12 protein-coding genes are annotated in these 16,461 nt (G+C 63.2%); 3 read left to right on the forward strand and 9 right to left on the reverse strand.

Features of this window, described 5'->3' with window-relative positions; translation table 11 throughout:
* Nucleotides 1-35: 35 nt before the first annotated feature.
* From C8D04_RS12695 to C8D04_RS12720, 6 genes are all read right to left on the reverse strand, one after another.
* Nucleotides 36-1,223: a benzoate/H(+) symporter BenE family transporter gene (locus C8D04_RS12695; protein ID WP_116006175.1), complete on the reverse strand. Its 1,188-nt coding sequence runs from the start codon at nt 1,221-1,223 to the stop codon at nt 36-38.
* 157 nt (nt 1,224-1,380) lie between these two features.
* The gene (locus C8D04_RS12700; RefSeq protein ID WP_116005180.1) at nt 1,381-3,249 is read right to left on the reverse strand and encodes a potassium transporter Kup; all 1,869 of its coding nucleotides are present in this window, start codon (nt 3,247-3,249) and stop codon (nt 1,381-1,383) included.
* A gap of 153 nt (nt 3,250-3,402) precedes the next feature.
* Nucleotides 3,403-4,698, reverse strand: a complete 1,296-nt coding sequence (gene gshA / locus C8D04_RS12705) for a glutamate--cysteine ligase (protein ID WP_116005181.1) — start codon at nt 4,696-4,698, stop codon at nt 3,403-3,405.
* A gap of 94 nt (nt 4,699-4,792) precedes the next feature.
* The gene (locus C8D04_RS12710) at nt 4,793-6,259 is read right to left on the reverse strand and encodes a potassium transporter TrkG (protein ID WP_116005182.1); all 1,467 of its coding nucleotides are present in this window, start codon (nt 6,257-6,259) and stop codon (nt 4,793-4,795) included.
* A gap of 25 nt (nt 6,260-6,284) precedes the next feature.
* Entirely contained in the window at nt 6,285-7,742 is a 1,458-nt protein-coding gene (gene trkA / locus C8D04_RS12715) for a Trk system potassium transporter TrkA (protein WP_116005183.1), read from the reverse strand.
* 34 nt (nt 7,743-7,776) lie between these two features.
* Nucleotides 7,777-9,057, reverse strand: coding sequence for a glutamate-5-semialdehyde dehydrogenase (locus tag C8D04_RS12720; RefSeq protein WP_116005184.1), 1,281 nt, complete (start codon nt 9,055-9,057; stop codon nt 7,777-7,779).
* A 216-nt stretch (nt 9,058-9,273) separates the two neighbouring features.
* On the opposite strand from C8D04_RS12720, the gene C8D04_RS12725 reads away from it, so the two are divergent.
* A complete protein-coding gene (locus tag C8D04_RS12725; protein WP_116005185.1) occupies nt 9,274-9,483 on the forward strand; it encodes a dodecin family protein in 210 nt (69 codons plus the stop codon).
* Between the two features lie 64 nt (nt 9,484-9,547).
* Here the strand turns inward: C8D04_RS12725 and holA are convergent, their stop codons facing one another.
* Nucleotides 9,548-10,597 (reverse strand): DNA polymerase III subunit delta, encoded by a 1,050-nt coding sequence (holA, locus tag C8D04_RS12730; protein ID WP_116005186.1) that lies wholly within the window; start codon nt 10,595-10,597, stop codon nt 9,548-9,550.
* Nucleotides 10,598-10,789: 192 nt separating this feature from the next.
* Between holA and C8D04_RS12735 the strand changes: the two genes are divergently transcribed.
* Together C8D04_RS12735 and rocF are read left to right on the forward strand one after the other, a co-directional pair.
* Nucleotides 10,790-11,869: an ornithine cyclodeaminase gene (locus C8D04_RS12735; RefSeq protein WP_116005187.1), complete on the forward strand. Its 1,080-nt coding sequence runs from the start codon at nt 10,790-10,792 to the stop codon at nt 11,867-11,869.
* Nucleotides 11,866-12,822, forward strand: coding sequence for an arginase (gene rocF / locus C8D04_RS12740; protein ID WP_116005188.1), 957 nt, complete (start codon nt 11,866-11,868; stop codon nt 12,820-12,822). Before C8D04_RS12735 ends, rocF begins: the two co-directional genes overlap by 4 nt.
* On the opposite strand, the gene lptE is transcribed toward rocF, so the two are convergent.
* Together lptE and leuS are read right to left on the reverse strand one after the other, a co-directional pair.
* A complete protein-coding gene (gene lptE, locus C8D04_RS12745) occupies nt 12,819-13,316 on the reverse strand; it encodes an LPS assembly lipoprotein LptE (protein ID WP_116005189.1) in 498 nt (165 codons plus the stop codon). The two genes, rocF and lptE, sit on opposite strands and share 4 nt — an antisense overlap.
* Before the next feature lie 394 nt (nt 13,317-13,710).
* The gene (gene leuS / locus C8D04_RS12750) at nt 13,711-16,392 is read right to left on the reverse strand and encodes a leucine--tRNA ligase (protein ID WP_116005190.1); all 2,682 of its coding nucleotides are present in this window, start codon (nt 16,390-16,392) and stop codon (nt 13,711-13,713) included.
* Nucleotides 16,393-16,461 lie beyond the last annotated feature (69 nt).

Raw genomic sequence — 16,461 nt, forward strand, 5'->3', positions numbered from 1 at the left:
AATGACGATTTGAGCGTTGGGCCCCAGCCCCTGCGTTACCAGGATGCCGTGCCGCGTCGTGCGTACTGTTGCACAAACAGCGCAACGCTGCCGGCCACCACGCCCCAGAAGGCCGATCCAATGCCTCCGATCACTACACCACTGAGGGTGACCAGAAACGTAATCAGGGCTGCTTCGCGGTGCCCCTCGTCGCGCAAGGCGACAGCCAGGCCGTTGCCGATGGTGCCCAGCAGCGCGAGCCCGGCGATGCCAATCACCAGTTCCTTGGGAAACGCCGTCAGCAAGCCCGTGACCACAGCACCAAAAATACCAATCAGAACATACAGCGCTCCGCAGGAGACTGCTGCGGTGTAGCGCCGGTTTGGGTCTTCATCGGCTTCGGGGCCCATGCAGATGGCGGCCGTGATGGCGCTGAAATTGAGAGCGAATGCACCGAAGGGTGCCAGCACCAGCGTCGCCAAGCCTGTCAGGGTGATCAAACCTGAGACCGGCATGTCGTAACCTGTGGCGCGCATGACCGCCACCCCGGGCAGATTCTGGGACGCCATGGTGACTACAAACAGGGGCAAGGCCAGGCTGACCAGCGCGCCCCAGGTGAACTGCGGCGTAGTGAATTGGGGCATGGCCAGTTCGAACGCAACTGCCGACCAGGCCATCTGGCCTTGCAAAGCCGCGTAGGCAATAGCAACGGCCAAAGTGACGACCACGGCATAACGAGGCAACAGTCGGCGCGTGACCAAATAGCTGGCCAGCATCACCAAAATCAGCGGCAAGGCTGTTTGCGCGGCAGCAAAAGCCTGCAGACCAAACCGCGCCAATACCCCCGCCAACAGGGCGGATGCGATTTCCATGGGGATGCGGCCCATGATGCGCTCGAACCAGCCCGTGACGCCCGCCACCGTAATGAGCGCCGCGCAAACCATGAAAGCACCGATCGCCTCGGCCATGCTGAAGCCCCCAGCCATGCCCGCAGTGGCCAGGACGGCGGCGCCCGGCGTGGACCAAGCCACCATGACGGGCTTACGCAGCCACAGCGAGGGCACCAGTGAACACAAGCCCATGCCCAAACCCAGGGCCCACATCCAGGAAGTGACCTGCGCCGGTGTGGCGTGGAAGGCCTGCGCTGCCTGGAAAACGATGGCGACCGAACTGGTGAACCCCACCAGCACGGCTACGAATCCGGCAGTGAAGGCCGACAGACTCAGATCTTTGAAAAATCGCATGGGCAGCATCCGGTTACTCGTGCCAGCGGCAAAGCTGCACAACGCAGCACTCTCTTGCACAAAATTGCTATTTAAATAATAGCTGATAGCGCTTACGGGTAAAGCGAAAGAGGCTAAAAACACTTCAAAAGAGGTGAAAGCCCCCCCGCAGCGTGCCTCACAGCTCGATCTTGGAGCCTAGCTCGACCACTGCGTTGTTGGGCAGGTTCAGAAAGTCTGCCGCCGCGCTGGCGTTGCGGTGCATCTGGGCAAACAGCTTTTCGCGCCATGGCGCCATGCCGCCGCCAATCGACGGGATGACCGTATCGCGCGAAAGGAAATAGCTGGTGGTCATGGGCTCGACTTCGCAGCCGCGCCCACGCAGCAGTTGCAGGGCGCGCGGCACATCGGGGTCGTTCTTGAAACCGTAATGGATCACCACTTGCCAGCAGTCGTGCCCCAACGATTCGACCTGCAGGCGCTTATCCAGCCCGATCCAGGGAACCTCATGGTTTTGCACCGTCACAAACAGGTTCTGGCGGTGCAGTACCTTGTTGTGCTTGAGGTTGTGCAACAGGGCATTGGGCACCGCACCATGCTCGGAGCTCAGGAACACAGCGGTTCCGTCGACCCGCGTCGGCGGGCTGATGAAAACCGAATCGAGAAAGCTGACCAGATCGATCGCGTCGGAGCGCAATTTGTCGTTCAGCAGATAACGGCCCCGCTTCCAGGTCATCATCAATGTGAAGACCGCGCCGCCAATCAGCAGCGGGAACCACCCGCCCTGGAACAATTTGAGCAGGTTGGAGCTGAAAAACGCGAGATCGACGATAAAAAAGCAACCCGTGGCGGCCACACACAGCGCCAGCGGATAGTTCCAGCGATAGCGCAGCACGAAGAAGGTCAGCACGGTGGTGATCAGCATGTCCAGCGTGACGGCGATGCCATAGGCGGCTGCCAGATTACTGGACGAGCGGAACATCACCACGGCCAGCACGATGGCGACAAACAAGCCCCAGTTGACAAACGGTATGTAGATTTGCCCGGTATCGCGCACGCTGGTGTGCTGCACGTTCAGACGTGGCAGATAACCCAGCTGGATCACTTGTTTGGTCACACTGAAGGCACCGGTAATCAGGGCCTGCGAGGCAATCACCGTCGCCATGGTGGCCAATACCACCAGCGGCACCAGCGCCCAGTCCGGGGCCATCATGTAGAACGGGTTCTTCACCGCTTCGGGGTTGGCCAGCAGCAGCGCACCCTGGCCAAAGTAATTGAGCGTGAGAGAAGGCATCACCACGGCGAACCAGGCCATGCGGATGGGTTTTTTTCCGAAATGGCCCAGGTCGGCATACAAGGCCTCGGCGCCCGTCACACACAGTACCACGGCCCCAAGGATGATGAAACTCGTTCCCGGGTTGTAGAAAATGAAACCTATTGCATGGTGAGGGCTCAGCGCCCACAGGATTTCGGGGTGGCCAATGATGTGCGAGACCCCCAGAGCCGAAATGCACAGCATCCACACCAGCGTGATCGGCCCGAAAAAACGGCCAATACCGCCCGTACCCCGCTTTTGCACCACAAAAAGGCAGAACAGCACCAGCAGTGTCAGAGGCAGAACGAACTGGGTGAAATGCGGGGAAACCACCTCCAGCCCTTCCACCGCCGACAAAACCGAGATGGCCGGGGTGATGACGCCATCACCATAGAACAGCGAAGTGCCAAAAATACCCATGGCCAGCAGGGCACTGCGCAGGCGGGGCTTGTCCTTCACCGCCTGCGACGCCAGCGCCAGCATGGCCACCAGCCCGCCCTCGCCATTGTTGTCGGCCCGCAGCACCAGTACCACGTACTTGATGGACACGATGACGGTCAACGTCCAGAACAGGATCGACAGAATGCCGTAGATGTTGGCCTGCGTGAAAGGCACGTGGCCTGAGGCAAAGACCTCTTTGAGTGCATACAGCACACTGGTGCCGATATCGCCATAGACGACACCGATGGCAGCCAGAGTGAGCGCTGCCGCAGAAGATTTTGTGTGCTGCACTGATTTCCCCTGCCTGCCGGGCGGACAGGGTTCCATGAACCTGAGAGGGCTTATTCTGCGCTCCCAGGCCCCGCCCCTCCGGTGTGTGCGGAACCATTCACCCCGCAAAATTACAATTTGTTGCGTCGCAACAACTGAACGCGACCGCCCCGCTCAGTCGTAAATTTCGGCGTCCGGGTTGGTTGCTTCCAGCTCGTAGCTTGCGGCCAGCATGGCCAGGCGCGCCACCACACCATACATATAGAAGCGGTTGGGCGCACTGGCCCCGGGGCGTACACCGCGCTGCGGCAGGTGATTGCTGTGGTCAAACGCCAGCGGCACAAAATCGGCGCCTGGCGCGTTGAGGTTCTCGTCCACGCCCCGGTCAGCGTGCACACGGTAGAAGCCCCCCACCACGTAACGGTCCATCATGTAAACCACGGGCTCGGCCACGGCGTCGTGCATGCGCTCCTGGGTCAGCACGCCTTCCTGAACGATGACGTCATGCACGGGCTGCCCGTCCTTGATCACCGCCACCATGTTCTTGGCTTTGGGGTTGAGCGCTTGCAGCTCCTTGGCATCGTGCACCGTCATCACGCCCATGCCATGGGTGCCGTTATCAGCCTTGACCACCACAAACGGTTTTTCGTGGATGCCGTATTCCTTGTACTTGCGCCGGATCTTGCCGAGCAGCGCGTCCACCTGGGCCTGCAACCCTTCCATCCCGGTATCGGCTGCGAAATCGACCTCTCCACATTTGGCAAACATCGGGTTGATGAGCCACGGATCGATACCCAGCAGTTTGCCAAAGCGTTTGGACACCTCTTCATAGCTGCGAAAGTGGTTGCTTTTGCGCCGCACAGACCAGCCCGCATGCAACGGTGGCAGCAGGTATTGTTCGTGCAAGTCTTCCAAAATGCCCGGTGCACCGGCCGACAGGTCGTTATTGAGCAGGATGGTGCAGGGGTCGAAGTTCTTGAGCTCCAGGCGCCCGCGGGTGCGCACCACGGGTTCGAGCGTAATGGACTCGCCACTGGGCAACTCGATCACGGTGTTCTTCTTGACCTCGGGGCTGATGGAGCCCACGCGCACATTCAAACCGGCCATATTGAAGATGCGCTGCAACTGCACCAGGTTTTCCAAATAGACGCTGTTGCGCGTGTGGTTCTCGGGAATGATCAGCAGGTTGCGTGCCTCGGGGCAGATCTTCTCGATAGCCGCCATGGCCGCCTGCACTGCCAAAGGCAGCATCTCGGGCGTCAGGTGGTTCCAGCCCCCGGGAAACAGGTTGGTATCGACCGGCGCCAGCTTGAACCCGGCGTTACGGATGTCCACCGAGGTGTAGAACGGCGGCGTATGCTCCATCCACTCCAGCCGGAACCAGCGCTCTGTGGCGGGCATGGAGTCGATGATGCGCTGTTCAAGCTCGTTGATGGGCCCGGTGAGGGCCGTGATGAGGTTCGGGACCATGGCTGCCTTGAATGACGCGGTTGGAGTCGATTGTAGGGACTTGCACAGCGCCTCCCAGACTTTTCAGAGTGCCACAGATGCCCATTTCTCAGCCTCAGCGCCGCCAAAACGCCGGCGTCAGCAGCGCCATAAAGCTCAAGATCTCCAGGCGCCCCAGCAGCATGCCCAGCGTACACACCCAGGTCTGGAAGTCGGTCAGCACCGTGTAGTTAGAGGTTGGCCCGACGATGCCCAGGCCCGGGCCGGTGCAGTTGACGCTGGCGATCACAGCGCTGAAGGCCGTCAGCGGGTCGAGGTCGGTCAGCATGAGCACCATGCTCAAAACGATGATGGTGCCACCATAGACCAGCATGAAGGCCATGACCGAAAAAATCATGCGGGGCTCTACCACCGCGCCGCCCAGACGCACGGGCTGCACTGCGTTCGGGTGCACCAGGCGCGTGAGTTCGCGGCGCGCCTGCTTGACCAGAATGAGCATGCGCACCATCTTGATGCCTCCGCCGGTCGAGCCGGCGCTGGTGGCCACGCCCGAGAGCATGAGCATGAACACCGGCGCAAACACCGGCCAGGTCAGATAGTCCACCGTAGCATAACCCGTGGTGGTAGCCACCGAAACCACATGAAAAACGCCATGCCGCAGCGCCTCCAGCGGACCGTACACCCCCTTGGCCCACAACAGGGCGGCCACGAACAGGCCGCCGCCCAGCAGCGCGGTAAACGTGGCACGCATCTCCGGGTCCCGCCAAAAACCGTACCAGTGCCCCTTGCGCATGGCGACGAAATACAGCGCAAAATTGCAGCTCGCCAGCAGCATGAACACCAGCGCGATGCATTCCAGCAGCGGCGACTGGAAGTGCGCAAAACTCGCATCGTGCGATGACAGCCCGCCCAGGCTCACCGTCGTGAACATGTGCATGGCGGCGTCGAGCGGCTCCATGCCGCCCAGCCAGTAGGCCAGCGCGCAGCCGAGCGAAAAGAAAAAATAAACCCCCCACAGCCCCTTGGCCGTTCCGGTCATGCGCGGCGTGAGCTTGGTGTCCTTGATGGGGCCAGCGGCTTCGGCCTTGAACAGCTGGGCGCCGCCCACGCCCAGCAGCGGCAGCACGGCCACGGCCAGGATCAGGATGCCCATGCCGCCGATCCACTGCAGGAAGGTGCGCCACACATTGACCGATACCGGCAAGCTGTCCAGGCCCGACAAAACAGTCGACCCGGTGGTCGTCAGGCCTGACACCGCCTCGAAATAGGCATGGGTGAAAGACAAGGGGCGTCCGACCGCGTCGCACGCCAGCATGAGCGGTATGGAGGCAAAAAGCGGCAGCAGCGCCCATACCAGCGACACCAGCATCACGCCATGGCGCGGCTGCAACTCGCGTTTGTAGCGGCGCAGAAAAACCACCAGAGCCAGGCCCGCCAGCAACGTCACGCCCATGGACAGCGGGTAAACCTGCCACACGCCATCCTGCCAGTACCAGGACACCGCCAGCGGCACGCCCATGGCCATGGCAAACAGCATGATCAGCATGCCCAGCACGCGCAGAACGGGAAAAACGTCGGTCATGGCACAAGCGCTGCGGACTGCAGCGTTAGAAGAACGTGGCGCTCACGCGGAAGAGTTTTTCCACATCCGGCACAAGGCGCTTGTGGGGCAGGAAGAAAACCACGTGGTCGTTGCTTTCGATCACCGTATGGCTGTGCGGAATGATGACCTCGGGCGGTACGCTCGGCGCACCGGGCAACACCTCGGCACCGGCTTCGGGCAAGCCGCGCACGATCAGCCCGATGTGCACGTCCTCGGGCAAGCGCAAGTCGCTCACCTTGCGCCCGATGACACGCGAGCTCTTGCGGTCGCCACGCGCCACGATCTCCAGCGCCTCGGCCACGCCGCGGCGCAGGCTGTGCACGGCCTGCACATCGCCCCGGCGCACATGCGCCAGCAGCTCGCCCAGCATGGCCTGCGCAGGGGACAGGGCAATGTCGATCTGCGTGCCATGCATCAGGTCGGCATAGCTGCGCCGGTTGATCAGCGCCAGCACGCGCTTGGCACCCATGCGCTTGGCCAGCAGGCTGGACATGATGTTGTCCTCGTCGTCATCGGTGAGCGAGAGAAACAGGTCCACCTCTTCGATGCTCTCGCTCTCGAGCAGCTTCTCGTCAGTGGCATCACCCTGCAACACCAGCACATGCGAGGGCAGCGCAGAGGCCAGGTCGATACAGCGCTGCGGGTTGTCCTCAATCAGCTTGACGTGAAAGCGCCCCGGTTCGGCACCGAGCTTTTTCGCCAAGCGCAAACCTACATCGCCGCCACCGGCCACCATGATGCGGCGCACCGTGCGCGCCTGCTGGCCATTGCGGCGGTGCAGCGACGCCAACACAAAAGGCAGGTTCTCACGTGCGGCGAGCACAAACACTTCGTCACCGGGCTCGATGCGCGTGCTGCCGCTGCACGGCACAAAACGGTCGGGCTCCTCCGGAAAGCGGCGGTAAATGGCCACCAGGCGCATGGCCACATCGGGCGTCGCTTCGCGCACCTCGCCAATGGTTTTGCCCACCATGGGTGCGCCCGCGACCGCGCGCGTGGCCACCAGGCAGGCCCGCCCGCCGGCAAACTCGCGCACCTGCATGGACTCGGGGTATTCGATGAGCTTGCTGATGTAGCGCGTGAGCGAAGCCTCGGGACAGATGATGCTGACAGCAAAGCCCTCGGGACCTGCCAGCGGTCCGGCGGCATCAAACCCCGACGAGCGCACGCGCGCAATGCGCGTGGGGATGTTGAACAACAGTTGCCCCACCTTGCAGCACACCAGATTGGTCTCGTCCTGCGCTGCGCAGGCAATCAGGATGTCGGTGTCCTTGGCGCCAGCCTCGGCCAGCACCGCAGGGTCAATGCCGTTGCCCACCACGCCGCGCAGATCCAGGTGGGCTTCAAGCTCGCGCAGGCGGTCGGCATCGGTGTCGATGACGGTGATGTCGTTGCGCTCGGACACCAGGCTTTCGGCCACGCTTTGGCCCACGCGGCCCGCCCCCAGAATGATGATTTTCATGGTGCGTCAGGCGCAATGTAAGCGTGGCGCACGCTCAGGCACGCACTTCGCCTTCGCCCAGCACAACGTATTTGAGCGAGGTCAGGCCTTCGATCCCCACAGGCCCGCGCGCATGGAATTTGTCGGTGCTGATGCCGATCTCGGCGCCCAGCCCGTATTCAAAACCATCGGCAAAGCGCGTGCTGGCGTTGACGATCACGCTGCTGGAATCCACCTCGCGCAAAAACTGCTGGGCATGCCTGTGGTCAGAGGTGAGGATGGCCTCGGTGTGGTGGCTGCTGTACTGGTTGATGTGGTCAATGGCTTCCTGAACGCCCGCCACCACGCGGATGGAGATGATGGGCGCGAGGTATTCCTCAGACCAGTCCTGCTCGGTGGCATCGACCAGTTTCGCTCCCGAAACAGGAGCTAACAGCGCCCTGCTTTCGGCGCAAACCCGCATTTCCACCCCTTTTTCCGCGAAGATGCTGCCGATGCGGGGCAGGAATGCCGCGGCCACGCCGCGCGCCACCAGCAGGCTTTCGCTGGCGTTGCAGGGGCTGTATTTCTGGGTCTTGGCGTTGTCGGCTACGCGCACGGCCATGTCGAGGTCACAGGGGTCGTCCACATAGGTGTGGCAGTTGCCGTCCAGGTGTTTGATGACGGGCACTTTGGCGTCCGCGCTGATGCGCTCGATCAAACCCTTGCCACCGCGCGGAATGATCACATCCACATACTGCGGCAGGGTGATGAGTTGGCCCACCACTGCGCGGTCGGTGGTCTGCACCAGTTGCACGGCATCCTGCGGCAAACCCGCCTCGGCCAGCGCCTGCTGCACCAACCGGGCCAGCGCCTTGTTGGAGTCGATCGCCTCGGAGCCGCCACGCAGGATGCAGGCATTGCCACTCTTGATCGACAAGCTGGCCGCCTCGATGGTGACGTTGGGACGGCTCTCGAAAATCATGCCGAACACACCAATCGGCACGCGCATCTGGCCCACGCGGATGCCGCTGGGCTGCTGTTTCATGCCGATGATCTCGCCAATGATGTCGGGCATGGCGGCCAACTGCTCGCAGCCCTGGGCGCAGGTCTCCAGCACCTGGGGTGTGAGCTTGAGGCGGTCCACCAGGGGCTCGGCCAGGCCGGCGGCGCGGGCGCGCTCCAGGTCACGCGCGTTGTCCTGCTGCAGCGCCGGGGTTTGTTCGCGCAGCAAGCGCGCCAGCGCACGCAGCGCTTTGTTTTTGATAGCTGCTGGCGCTTTAGCCATAAGGGCTGAAGCCACTTTTGCCTGCAAACCGAGGGTCTGGGTGTATTCGGAGACGTTGAGGGCGTTCATGCCTGGATTCTGCCGCAGTTAGCGCCCGCGCAACGCCTGGCCCACGCCTTCCCTACAAGCCGGGCGAGAACCGGTGCCTTATTCACCCTGGGCGCACGCCCAGCGCCTCCTCCTACGCCGTGGTGCGTTCACCGCTGACAGACGAATCGCGGCACAGAACTAGCATGGAAAGCTCACTGGCAAGCTGTTTTGCCATCCCTTTACAGGAGATTTCCCATGAGCGTAGCCAAGGTCATTGAAGTCAGCGCCACCAGCGCCAAGAGTTTTGAAGATGCCATCAACCAGGGCATCGCCCGCGCCTGCGACAGCGTGAAAAACGTGCGCGGCGCCTGGATCAAGGAGCAGAAAGTGTCCGTAGAAGACGGCCGCATCACCTCGTATCGCGTGAACATGCAAGTGACGTTTGTCGTGGGCGACGGCAAATAAGTTCGCCCTGTGCCCGCGCAGCTTGTATGGGTCGCGGGCGACTCACACCAGCGCGTGTCACCCACTAACCGCGACAGGTTTTACCCAGCTGCATTGCCAACCGCTGCAACGCCTGCCAGGGCTGCGTCGGCCAGTCGGGCTGCTTGAGGCCCTTGACGATGCCGTCCACCAGGTGGGCCGATTGCAGCAGGCGCGCCAACGCGGCGTCGCCCACGCGCGGCAGGATGCGTTCGTACAGGCGCTCCTTGGTGCCCCAGATGCGGTTTTCCCGCAGGGCCATGGGCAAGGGGCGGCCTGCGTTCATGGCATCTTTCACGCGCTTCAAGGCGCGAATATCCTCGGCCAGAGCCCAGTGCACCAGCACCGGCGCTTCGCCCTCGGCTTCCAGGCCATCGAGCATGCGCTGCACGCGCAGCACCTGGCCCGCCAGCACCGCCTCGGAGAGCTTGAAAACGTCGTAGCGCGCTACGTTGAGCACGGCCGCCTCCACCTGCGCCTGCGAGAGCTCGCCCGGCGGATGCAGCAGGCCCAGCTTGCTGATCTCCTGGTGCGCCGCCAGCAGGTTGCCTTCCACCCGGTCGGCAAAAAACTGCAGCGTGCGCTGGCCCTCTTCTCCCGCCGCCACGCGCTGGCCCTGCACGCCCAGGCGCTGGGCAATCCACTGCGGCAGCGCACCGCGCTCGATGGGGTCGATCTGCACCGCCACCCCCGCAGCGTCGAGCGCGCCAAACCAGGCGCCCGTTTTGGTCGCCTTGTCGAGCCTGGGCAGTTGCACCACGGTGAGCGTGCTGTCGTTGCCCCGCGCGCCTTCAGCGATCTGCTGCAGCGCCACACTGCCATCCTTGCCGGGCTTGCCCGAGGGGATGCGGATTTCGATGATCTGCCGGTCGGCGAACAGGCTCAGACTGCCGCCCGCCGCCAGCACCGCGCTCCAGTCGAAATGCGCGCCCGCCACGGTGAAGCTGCTGCGTTCGGTGTAGCCCTGGGCGCGTGCGGCGGAGCGAATGGCATCCGCTGCCTCTTGCTGCAACAGGGCTTCGTCGCCATGCAGCACATACAGCGGCGCAAGGCCGCGTTGCAGCTGTGCGGTCAGTTGGGCCAGGGCGACTTGCATGGGCGGCAGTGTATCGCCCCGCCCTGGTGCGGCCAGTGCACTCGGCCCCTCAGCAGCGCCCTTGATTGCGCATAGCGCTATTTTTCACTGGCAAAGTGCATTGCATCCTGCAGTAATTGCACAATTTTCTCACTTTTCTTTGGCCGCGCCCTTGCGGAGAATTCTCTGCATACACAAGATAAGGAGACCATCATGGTGAATTTCATGGGCGTAAACAGCGTACGCGAACTGGTGCAGCACGTCGGGTTGGCACATTTCTTGGAGCAACTGGTGGAGGCCATGGACAGCGACTACCGGCGCTGGGAGCAGTTCGACAAATCGGCGCGGCACGCCATTCACTCCCCCGTCGGAGTGATCGAACTCATGCCCACCAGCGACGGGCACCTGTACTGCTTCAAGTATGTCAACGGCCACCCCAAGAACACGGCCGAGGGCTTGCTCACCGTCACGGCCTTTGGTGTACTGGCCGATGTGGACACCGGCTACCCGCTGCTGGTGTCCGAACTCACGCTGACCACCGCACTGCGCACCGCCGCCATGTCGGTGCTGGCCGCGCGCCACCTGGCCCGGCAGGACAGCCGCACCATGGCGCTGATCGGCAATGGCGCGCAAAGCGAGTTCCAGGCGCTGGCTTTCTATCACCTGCAGGGCATCCGCCAACTGCGCCTGTTCGACACAGACCCCGGAGCCAGCGCAAAACTCGAACGCAACCTAACGCGCCTGGACCTGCCGGACCTGCAGATCGTGCGCTGCGCATCGGTGCAGGAGGCCGTGCGCGGCAGCGACATCGTGACCACGGTCACCGCCGACAAGCGCAACGCCACCATCTTGCTGCCCGAGATGATCGAGGCGGGCATGCACCTCAATGCCGTGGGTGGCGACTGCCCTGGCAAGACCGAACTGCACGAAGGCATCCTGCGCCGCAGCGACGCCCTTGTGGTGGTCGAGTACGAACCCCAATCGCGCGTCGAGGGCGAAATCCAGCAATTGCCCGCCGACTTTGCCGTGACCGAGTTCACCCGCGTGCTGCGCGGCACAGCACCAGGTCGGCGCACGGGGCAGGAGGTGACGGTTTTTGATTCAGTCGGTTTTGCACTGGAGGATTTCTCGGCCCTGCGCACACTGCACGCGCTGCTGCAACAATACCCGCACCTGGCGACCCCCATTGATTTGGTGCCAGAGATGCAAGACCCCAAGGACCTGTTCGGCGTGCTGCACGGCGCGGCCCGCCAGGCCCCCACCCCCGCCCATCCGGAGGCCCTGCCCGCATGAACCCCGACACATCCCGCACCCGCTCCCCCATCAGCCTGATTGGCGCGCCCACCGACATTGGCGCGGGCGCACGCGGTGCCTCCATGGGGCCTGAGGCCTTGCGCGTGGCGGGACTGCAGGCGGCGCTGGAAAGCCGTGGTCTGCAGGTGCTGGACCGCGGCAACCTCAACGGCCCGGCCAACCCCTGGTTACCGCCGGTCAATGGCTACCGCCATTTGAACGAAGTGGTGCTGTGGAACCAGGCTGTTTTCGATGCGGTGCGCGGCGCACTGCAGCAGGGCCACCTGCCCGTTTTGCTGGGCGGCGACCACTGCCTGGGGCTGGGCAGCATCAGCGCCGTGGCGCGCCATTGCGTGGACACCGGCCGCAAGCTGCGCGTGCTGTGGCTGGACGCCCATGCCGACTTCAACACCAGTGCGCTCACTCCCAGCGGCAACGTGCATGGCATGCCCGTAGCCTGCCTGTGCGGGTTTGGCCCGGCTGCACTGACCGAACTGGCGCGCATGCCCGGCGGCGGGCCTGCACTGCGTCCCGACCAGATCCGCCAAATCGGCATCCGCAGCGTGGACGCGGGCGAGAAGCGCTTTGTGCACGAACAGGGGCTGGAGGTGTTTGACATGCGCTTCATCGACGAAGTGGGCATGCGCCAGACCATGCTGCAAGCGCTCGATGGCCTGGATGCCGACACCCACTTGCACGTGAGTTTTGACGTGGATTTTCTCGACCCGGACATCGCTCCCGGCGTGGGCACCACGGTGCCCGGCGGCCCGACCTACCGCGAGGCGCAGCTGTGCATGGAGATGATTGCCGACAGCGGCTGCCTGGCCTCGCTCGACATCGTCGAACTCAACCCCGCGCTGGATGTGCGCAACAAGACCGCTTTACTCGCGGTGGACTTGGTGGAATCCCTGTTTGGCAAGAGCACGCTGATGCGCGTGTCTGCAAAAAACTAAGGTTTGACGGCCGCGAGGCGGCGCAGCAGTTGCTGCACCAGGTCGGTCTGCATGTTGCGGTACAACAGTGCCTCTTCGGCTTCCTTGGCCAGTGCGATGGTTTCGCTGTAGCTGATATCGCGCTGCTGCAGCAGCTCGGTGTCGGGAATGAGGGCTGTGCCATCCAGCGTACGCAGGCGAAAACGGATGCGCAGACGCAACTGCAGTTCGCGCACCTGGCCGGAGGCATTGAGCCCTACCACGGCGCGCTCGTGCTGCTCAGACAACAGATCCAGCACGGCCTCGGCCGTGGGCAGCGCAGCGGGGTCGCGCAGCACCTTGAGCGGCCCGCCTGCGCCTTCCAGCGTGCGCTGCAGCTCCAACGCCAGGGACGAAGCTGGCGGTGCGGCGATGAAAAGGGAGCCGAACGCAAACTCGGGCACCCCTCGCAGGCGAAAGCCACAACCCGCCAGAACGGCGGCGGGCACGAGGGTCAGAAGGGCGCGTCTTTGCATATCAATGATCCTAGAAACGGCAGTTGGATGTGCCCGCCGGTGCCGTGATCTGGGTGTCAGGCAAGGCGAGACGACGCGGCAGGCTCCTACCCACAAGGAGGAGCAACGCCGCATAGCGCTCTGAGCGCAGTGCTGACGGGTGCATAGCGCTCCCACCCATCAGGTGAACACCATCGAAGCCATCAACGATAGCTTTCATGCGGCTTAGCAAGAGATACAAAGCGGTCAACTGCTGTCTCTAGGATGGCCCATTGCACTACGCGCCACCCACGACGCATGAAACAGGCGCGGCCCAGGCCAGCGGCCCCCGTGCAAGGGCCGCCCCGCCGCACTGGGGGCGTCCCCCTGCGAGAGCGGGGGGAAGGAGCGCAGCGACACAGGGGGGCGTTTCACTTCATACCACCACGTTGACCAGGCGCCCGGGCACCACGATCACGCGCTTGGGAGCGGCGCCGCCCGCATGGGCCACAAAGACCTCGCTGGCCACGGCAATGCGCTCGATCTCGGCCTTATCGGCCTGTGCCGGCACCTGGATGGCGCCGCGCAGCTTGCCATTGACCTGCAACACCAGTTCGATTTCGTCCTGCACCAGCGCATCGGGCGCCACCTGTGGCCAGGGTGCGTCGAGCAGATCGCCCAGGTGCTGTGCGTAGCCCAGCTGGCTCCATAAGCCGTGCGCGATGTGCGGCGTGGCCGGGTACAGGCAGCGCAGCAAAATGCCAAAGCCTTCGATCAGTGCCACCTGTGCGCCCGCGCAATCCAGGGCCTTGAAGTCTTCGAGCGCATTGATCATCTTCATCGCGCCCGAGACCACGGTGTTGTACTGCATGCGCTGGTAGTCGTAGTCCACCTGCTTGAGCACGGTGTGGATCTCCAGGCGCAGGGCCTTGGCCTCCTTGCCAAAATTTACATCTTTTAGGCTTGTAGCGCCCGCCACACTTGCGCTGGCAGCTACACCATCCATAGCAGCCAGTTTGAAACCGAAGTTCCAGACTCGGCGCAGGAAACGGTAGCTGCCTTCGACGGCGGCATCGTTCCATTCCAGCGTGGCTTCGGGCGGCGAGGTGAACATGGTGTACAGGCGAGCGGTGTCGGCGCCGTACTTTTCAATCAGGTCCTGCGGGTCCACGCCATTGTTCTTGGACTTGGACATGGTGCCCACGCCCTCGTAGTCGATGGCGGTGCCCACGGGCAAATCACCCACGGCGTTGACCAGCCGGGCACCGACGACCTTGCCCGCCGCGTCGTGGACATGCTCCACGTCGTGCGGCCAGAAATACTCCTTGCCACCCTTGTCGGTGCGGCGACTGTAGATATGGTTGAGCACCATGCCCTGCGTGAGCAGTTTGGTGAAGGGCTCATCGACCTTGACCAACCCCAGGTCGCGCATCACCTTGGTCCAGAAGCGCGCGTACAGCAGGTGCAGGATGGCGTGCTCGATGCCGCCGATGTACTGGTCCATCGGCATCCAGTAATCAGCACCTTCGGCCACCATGGCCTCGGTGTTCTTCGGGTCGCAGTAGCGCATGAAGTACCACGAGCTGTCGACGAAAGTGTCCATGGTGTCGGTCTCGCGCCGCGCGGCCTTGCCGCAGACCGGGCAGACGACACCGGCGTGGAAGCCTTCATGCTTGTGCAGCGGGTTGCCCGAGCCGTCGGGCACGCAGTCGGTGGGCAGCACCACCGGCAGGTCTTTTTCCGGCACCGGCACGGCGCCGTGCTCGTCGCAATGGATGATGGGGATGGGCGTACCCCAGTAGCGCTGGCGCGAGACGCCCCAGTCGCGCAGGCGCCAGGTGGTCTTGAGTTCGCCCAGGCCCTTTTCGCCCAGCGCATGGGCCACGGCCGCCACGGCGTCCTTGTACGACAGGCCACTGAAGCTGCCGGAGTTGACGGTGACGCCGCGCTGCTTATCGGCGTACCAGTCATTCCACTGGTGGTAGTCGAAAGTCTCGCCATCGACCAGCACCACCTGCTTGATGTCGATGCCGTACTTGAGGGCAAAAGCAAAGTCGCGCTCGTCATGCGCAGGCACACCCATCACGGCGCCGTCGCCATAGCCCATGAGCACATAGTTGCCCACCCACACGGCCACCTGCTCGCCGGTCAGTGGGTGGGTGACGAACAGGCCCGTGGGCACGCCCTTCTTCTCTTGGGTGGCGAGCTCGGCCTCGGTGGTGCCGCCGCTCTTGCATTCTTCGATGAAGGCAGCCAGCGCGGGGTTGGTCTTGGCTGCGTGGGTGGCGAGCGGGTGCTCGGGCGCCACGGCGCAGAAAGTGACGCCCATGATGGTGTCGGCGCGCGTGGTGAACACGTACATTTTGCCGCCGCCGATCAGCGCCCCATCCGTGCCGTGGATGGTGTGCGGGAAGGCGAAGCGTACGCCCTCACTCTTGCCGATCCAGTTCTCCTGCATGAGCTTGACGCGCTCGGGCCAGCCGGGCATTTTGTCACCGGCCACATTGGCCAGCAGTTCTTCGGCGTAACCGGTGATCTTCAGGTAGTAGCCGGGAATTTCGCGCTTTTCCACTGGCGCGCCGGTGCGCCAACCCTTGCCGTCAATGACCTGTTCGTTGGCCAGCACCGTCATGTCCACTGGGTCCCAGTTCACGGTCTGGGTCTTGCGGTAGGCAATGCCTTTTTCCAGCATTTTCAAGAAAAGCCACTGGTTCCACTTGTAATAAGTGGGGTCGCAGGTGGCAATCTCGCGGCTCCAGTCGATGGCCAGGCCCATCGCCTGCATCTGCTTCTTCATGTAGGCGATGTTGTCGTAGGTCCACTGCGCCGGTGGCACGCTGTTTTTCATCGCGGCGTTCTCGGCCGGCAGGCCAAACGCATCCCAACCCATGGGCATCAGCACGTTGTAGCCGTTCATGCGCAGGTAGCGCGTGAGCATGTCGTTGATCGTGTAGTTGCGCACATGGCCCATGTGCAGCTTGCCGCTGGGGTAGGGCAGCATGGAGCAGGCGTAGAACTTCTTTTTGCTGCTGTCTTCGGTCACGCGGTAAGCGTCGCCGTCCGTCCAGTGCGCCTGCGCGGCGCGCTCGACCTCAGTGTGTTGGTATTTGTCTTGCATGGATGCCCGGAAATAAGAAGGTGCAGCCGCAAACCGCTGCGTTGCCGGGATTTTAGGCGCTGGCAGCGC

The sequence above is a fragment of the Simplicispira sp. 125 genome, assembly GCF_003096555.1.
In the GTDB taxonomy this organism is placed as follows: domain Bacteria; phylum Pseudomonadota; class Gammaproteobacteria; order Burkholderiales; family Burkholderiaceae_C; genus Simplicispira.

Bases quoted from the DNA above. Each gene is read 5' to 3' on its own strand.
- C8D04_RS12695 (WP_116006175.1), bottom strand. From the start codon at position 1,223: ATGCGATTTTTCAAAGATCTGAGTCTGTCGGCCTTCACTGCCGGATTC.
- gshA (WP_116005181.1), bottom strand. From the start codon at position 4,698: ATGGTCCCGAACCTCATCACGGCCCTCACCGGGCCCATCAACGAGCTT.
- C8D04_RS12710 (WP_116005182.1), bottom strand. From the start codon at position 6,259: ATGACCGACGTTTTTCCCGTTCTGCGCGTGCTGGGCATGCTGATCATG.
- trkA (WP_116005183.1), bottom strand. From the start codon at position 7,742: ATGAAAATCATCATTCTGGGGGCGGGCCGCGTGGGCCAAAGCGTGGCC.
- C8D04_RS12720 (WP_116005184.1), bottom strand. From the start codon at position 9,057: ATGAACGCCCTCAACGTCTCCGAATACACCCAGACCCTCGGTTTGCAG.
- C8D04_RS12725 (WP_116005185.1), top strand. From the start codon at position 9,274: ATGAGCGTAGCCAAGGTCATTGAAGTCAGCGCCACCAGCGCCAAGAGT.
- holA (WP_116005186.1), bottom strand. From the start codon at position 10,597: ATGCAAGTCGCCCTGGCCCAACTGACCGCACAGCTGCAACGCGGCCTT.
- C8D04_RS12735 (WP_116005187.1), top strand. From the start codon at position 10,790: ATGGTGAATTTCATGGGCGTAAACAGCGTACGCGAACTGGTGCAGCAC.
- rocF (WP_116005188.1), top strand. From the start codon at position 11,866: ATGAACCCCGACACATCCCGCACCCGCTCCCCCATCAGCCTGATTGGC.
- lptE (WP_116005189.1), bottom strand. From the start codon at position 13,316: ATGCAAAGACGCGCCCTTCTGACCCTCGTGCCCGCCGCCGTTCTGGCG.
- leuS (WP_116005190.1), bottom strand. From the start codon at position 16,392: ATGCAAGACAAATACCAACACACTGAGGTCGAGCGCGCCGCGCAGGCG.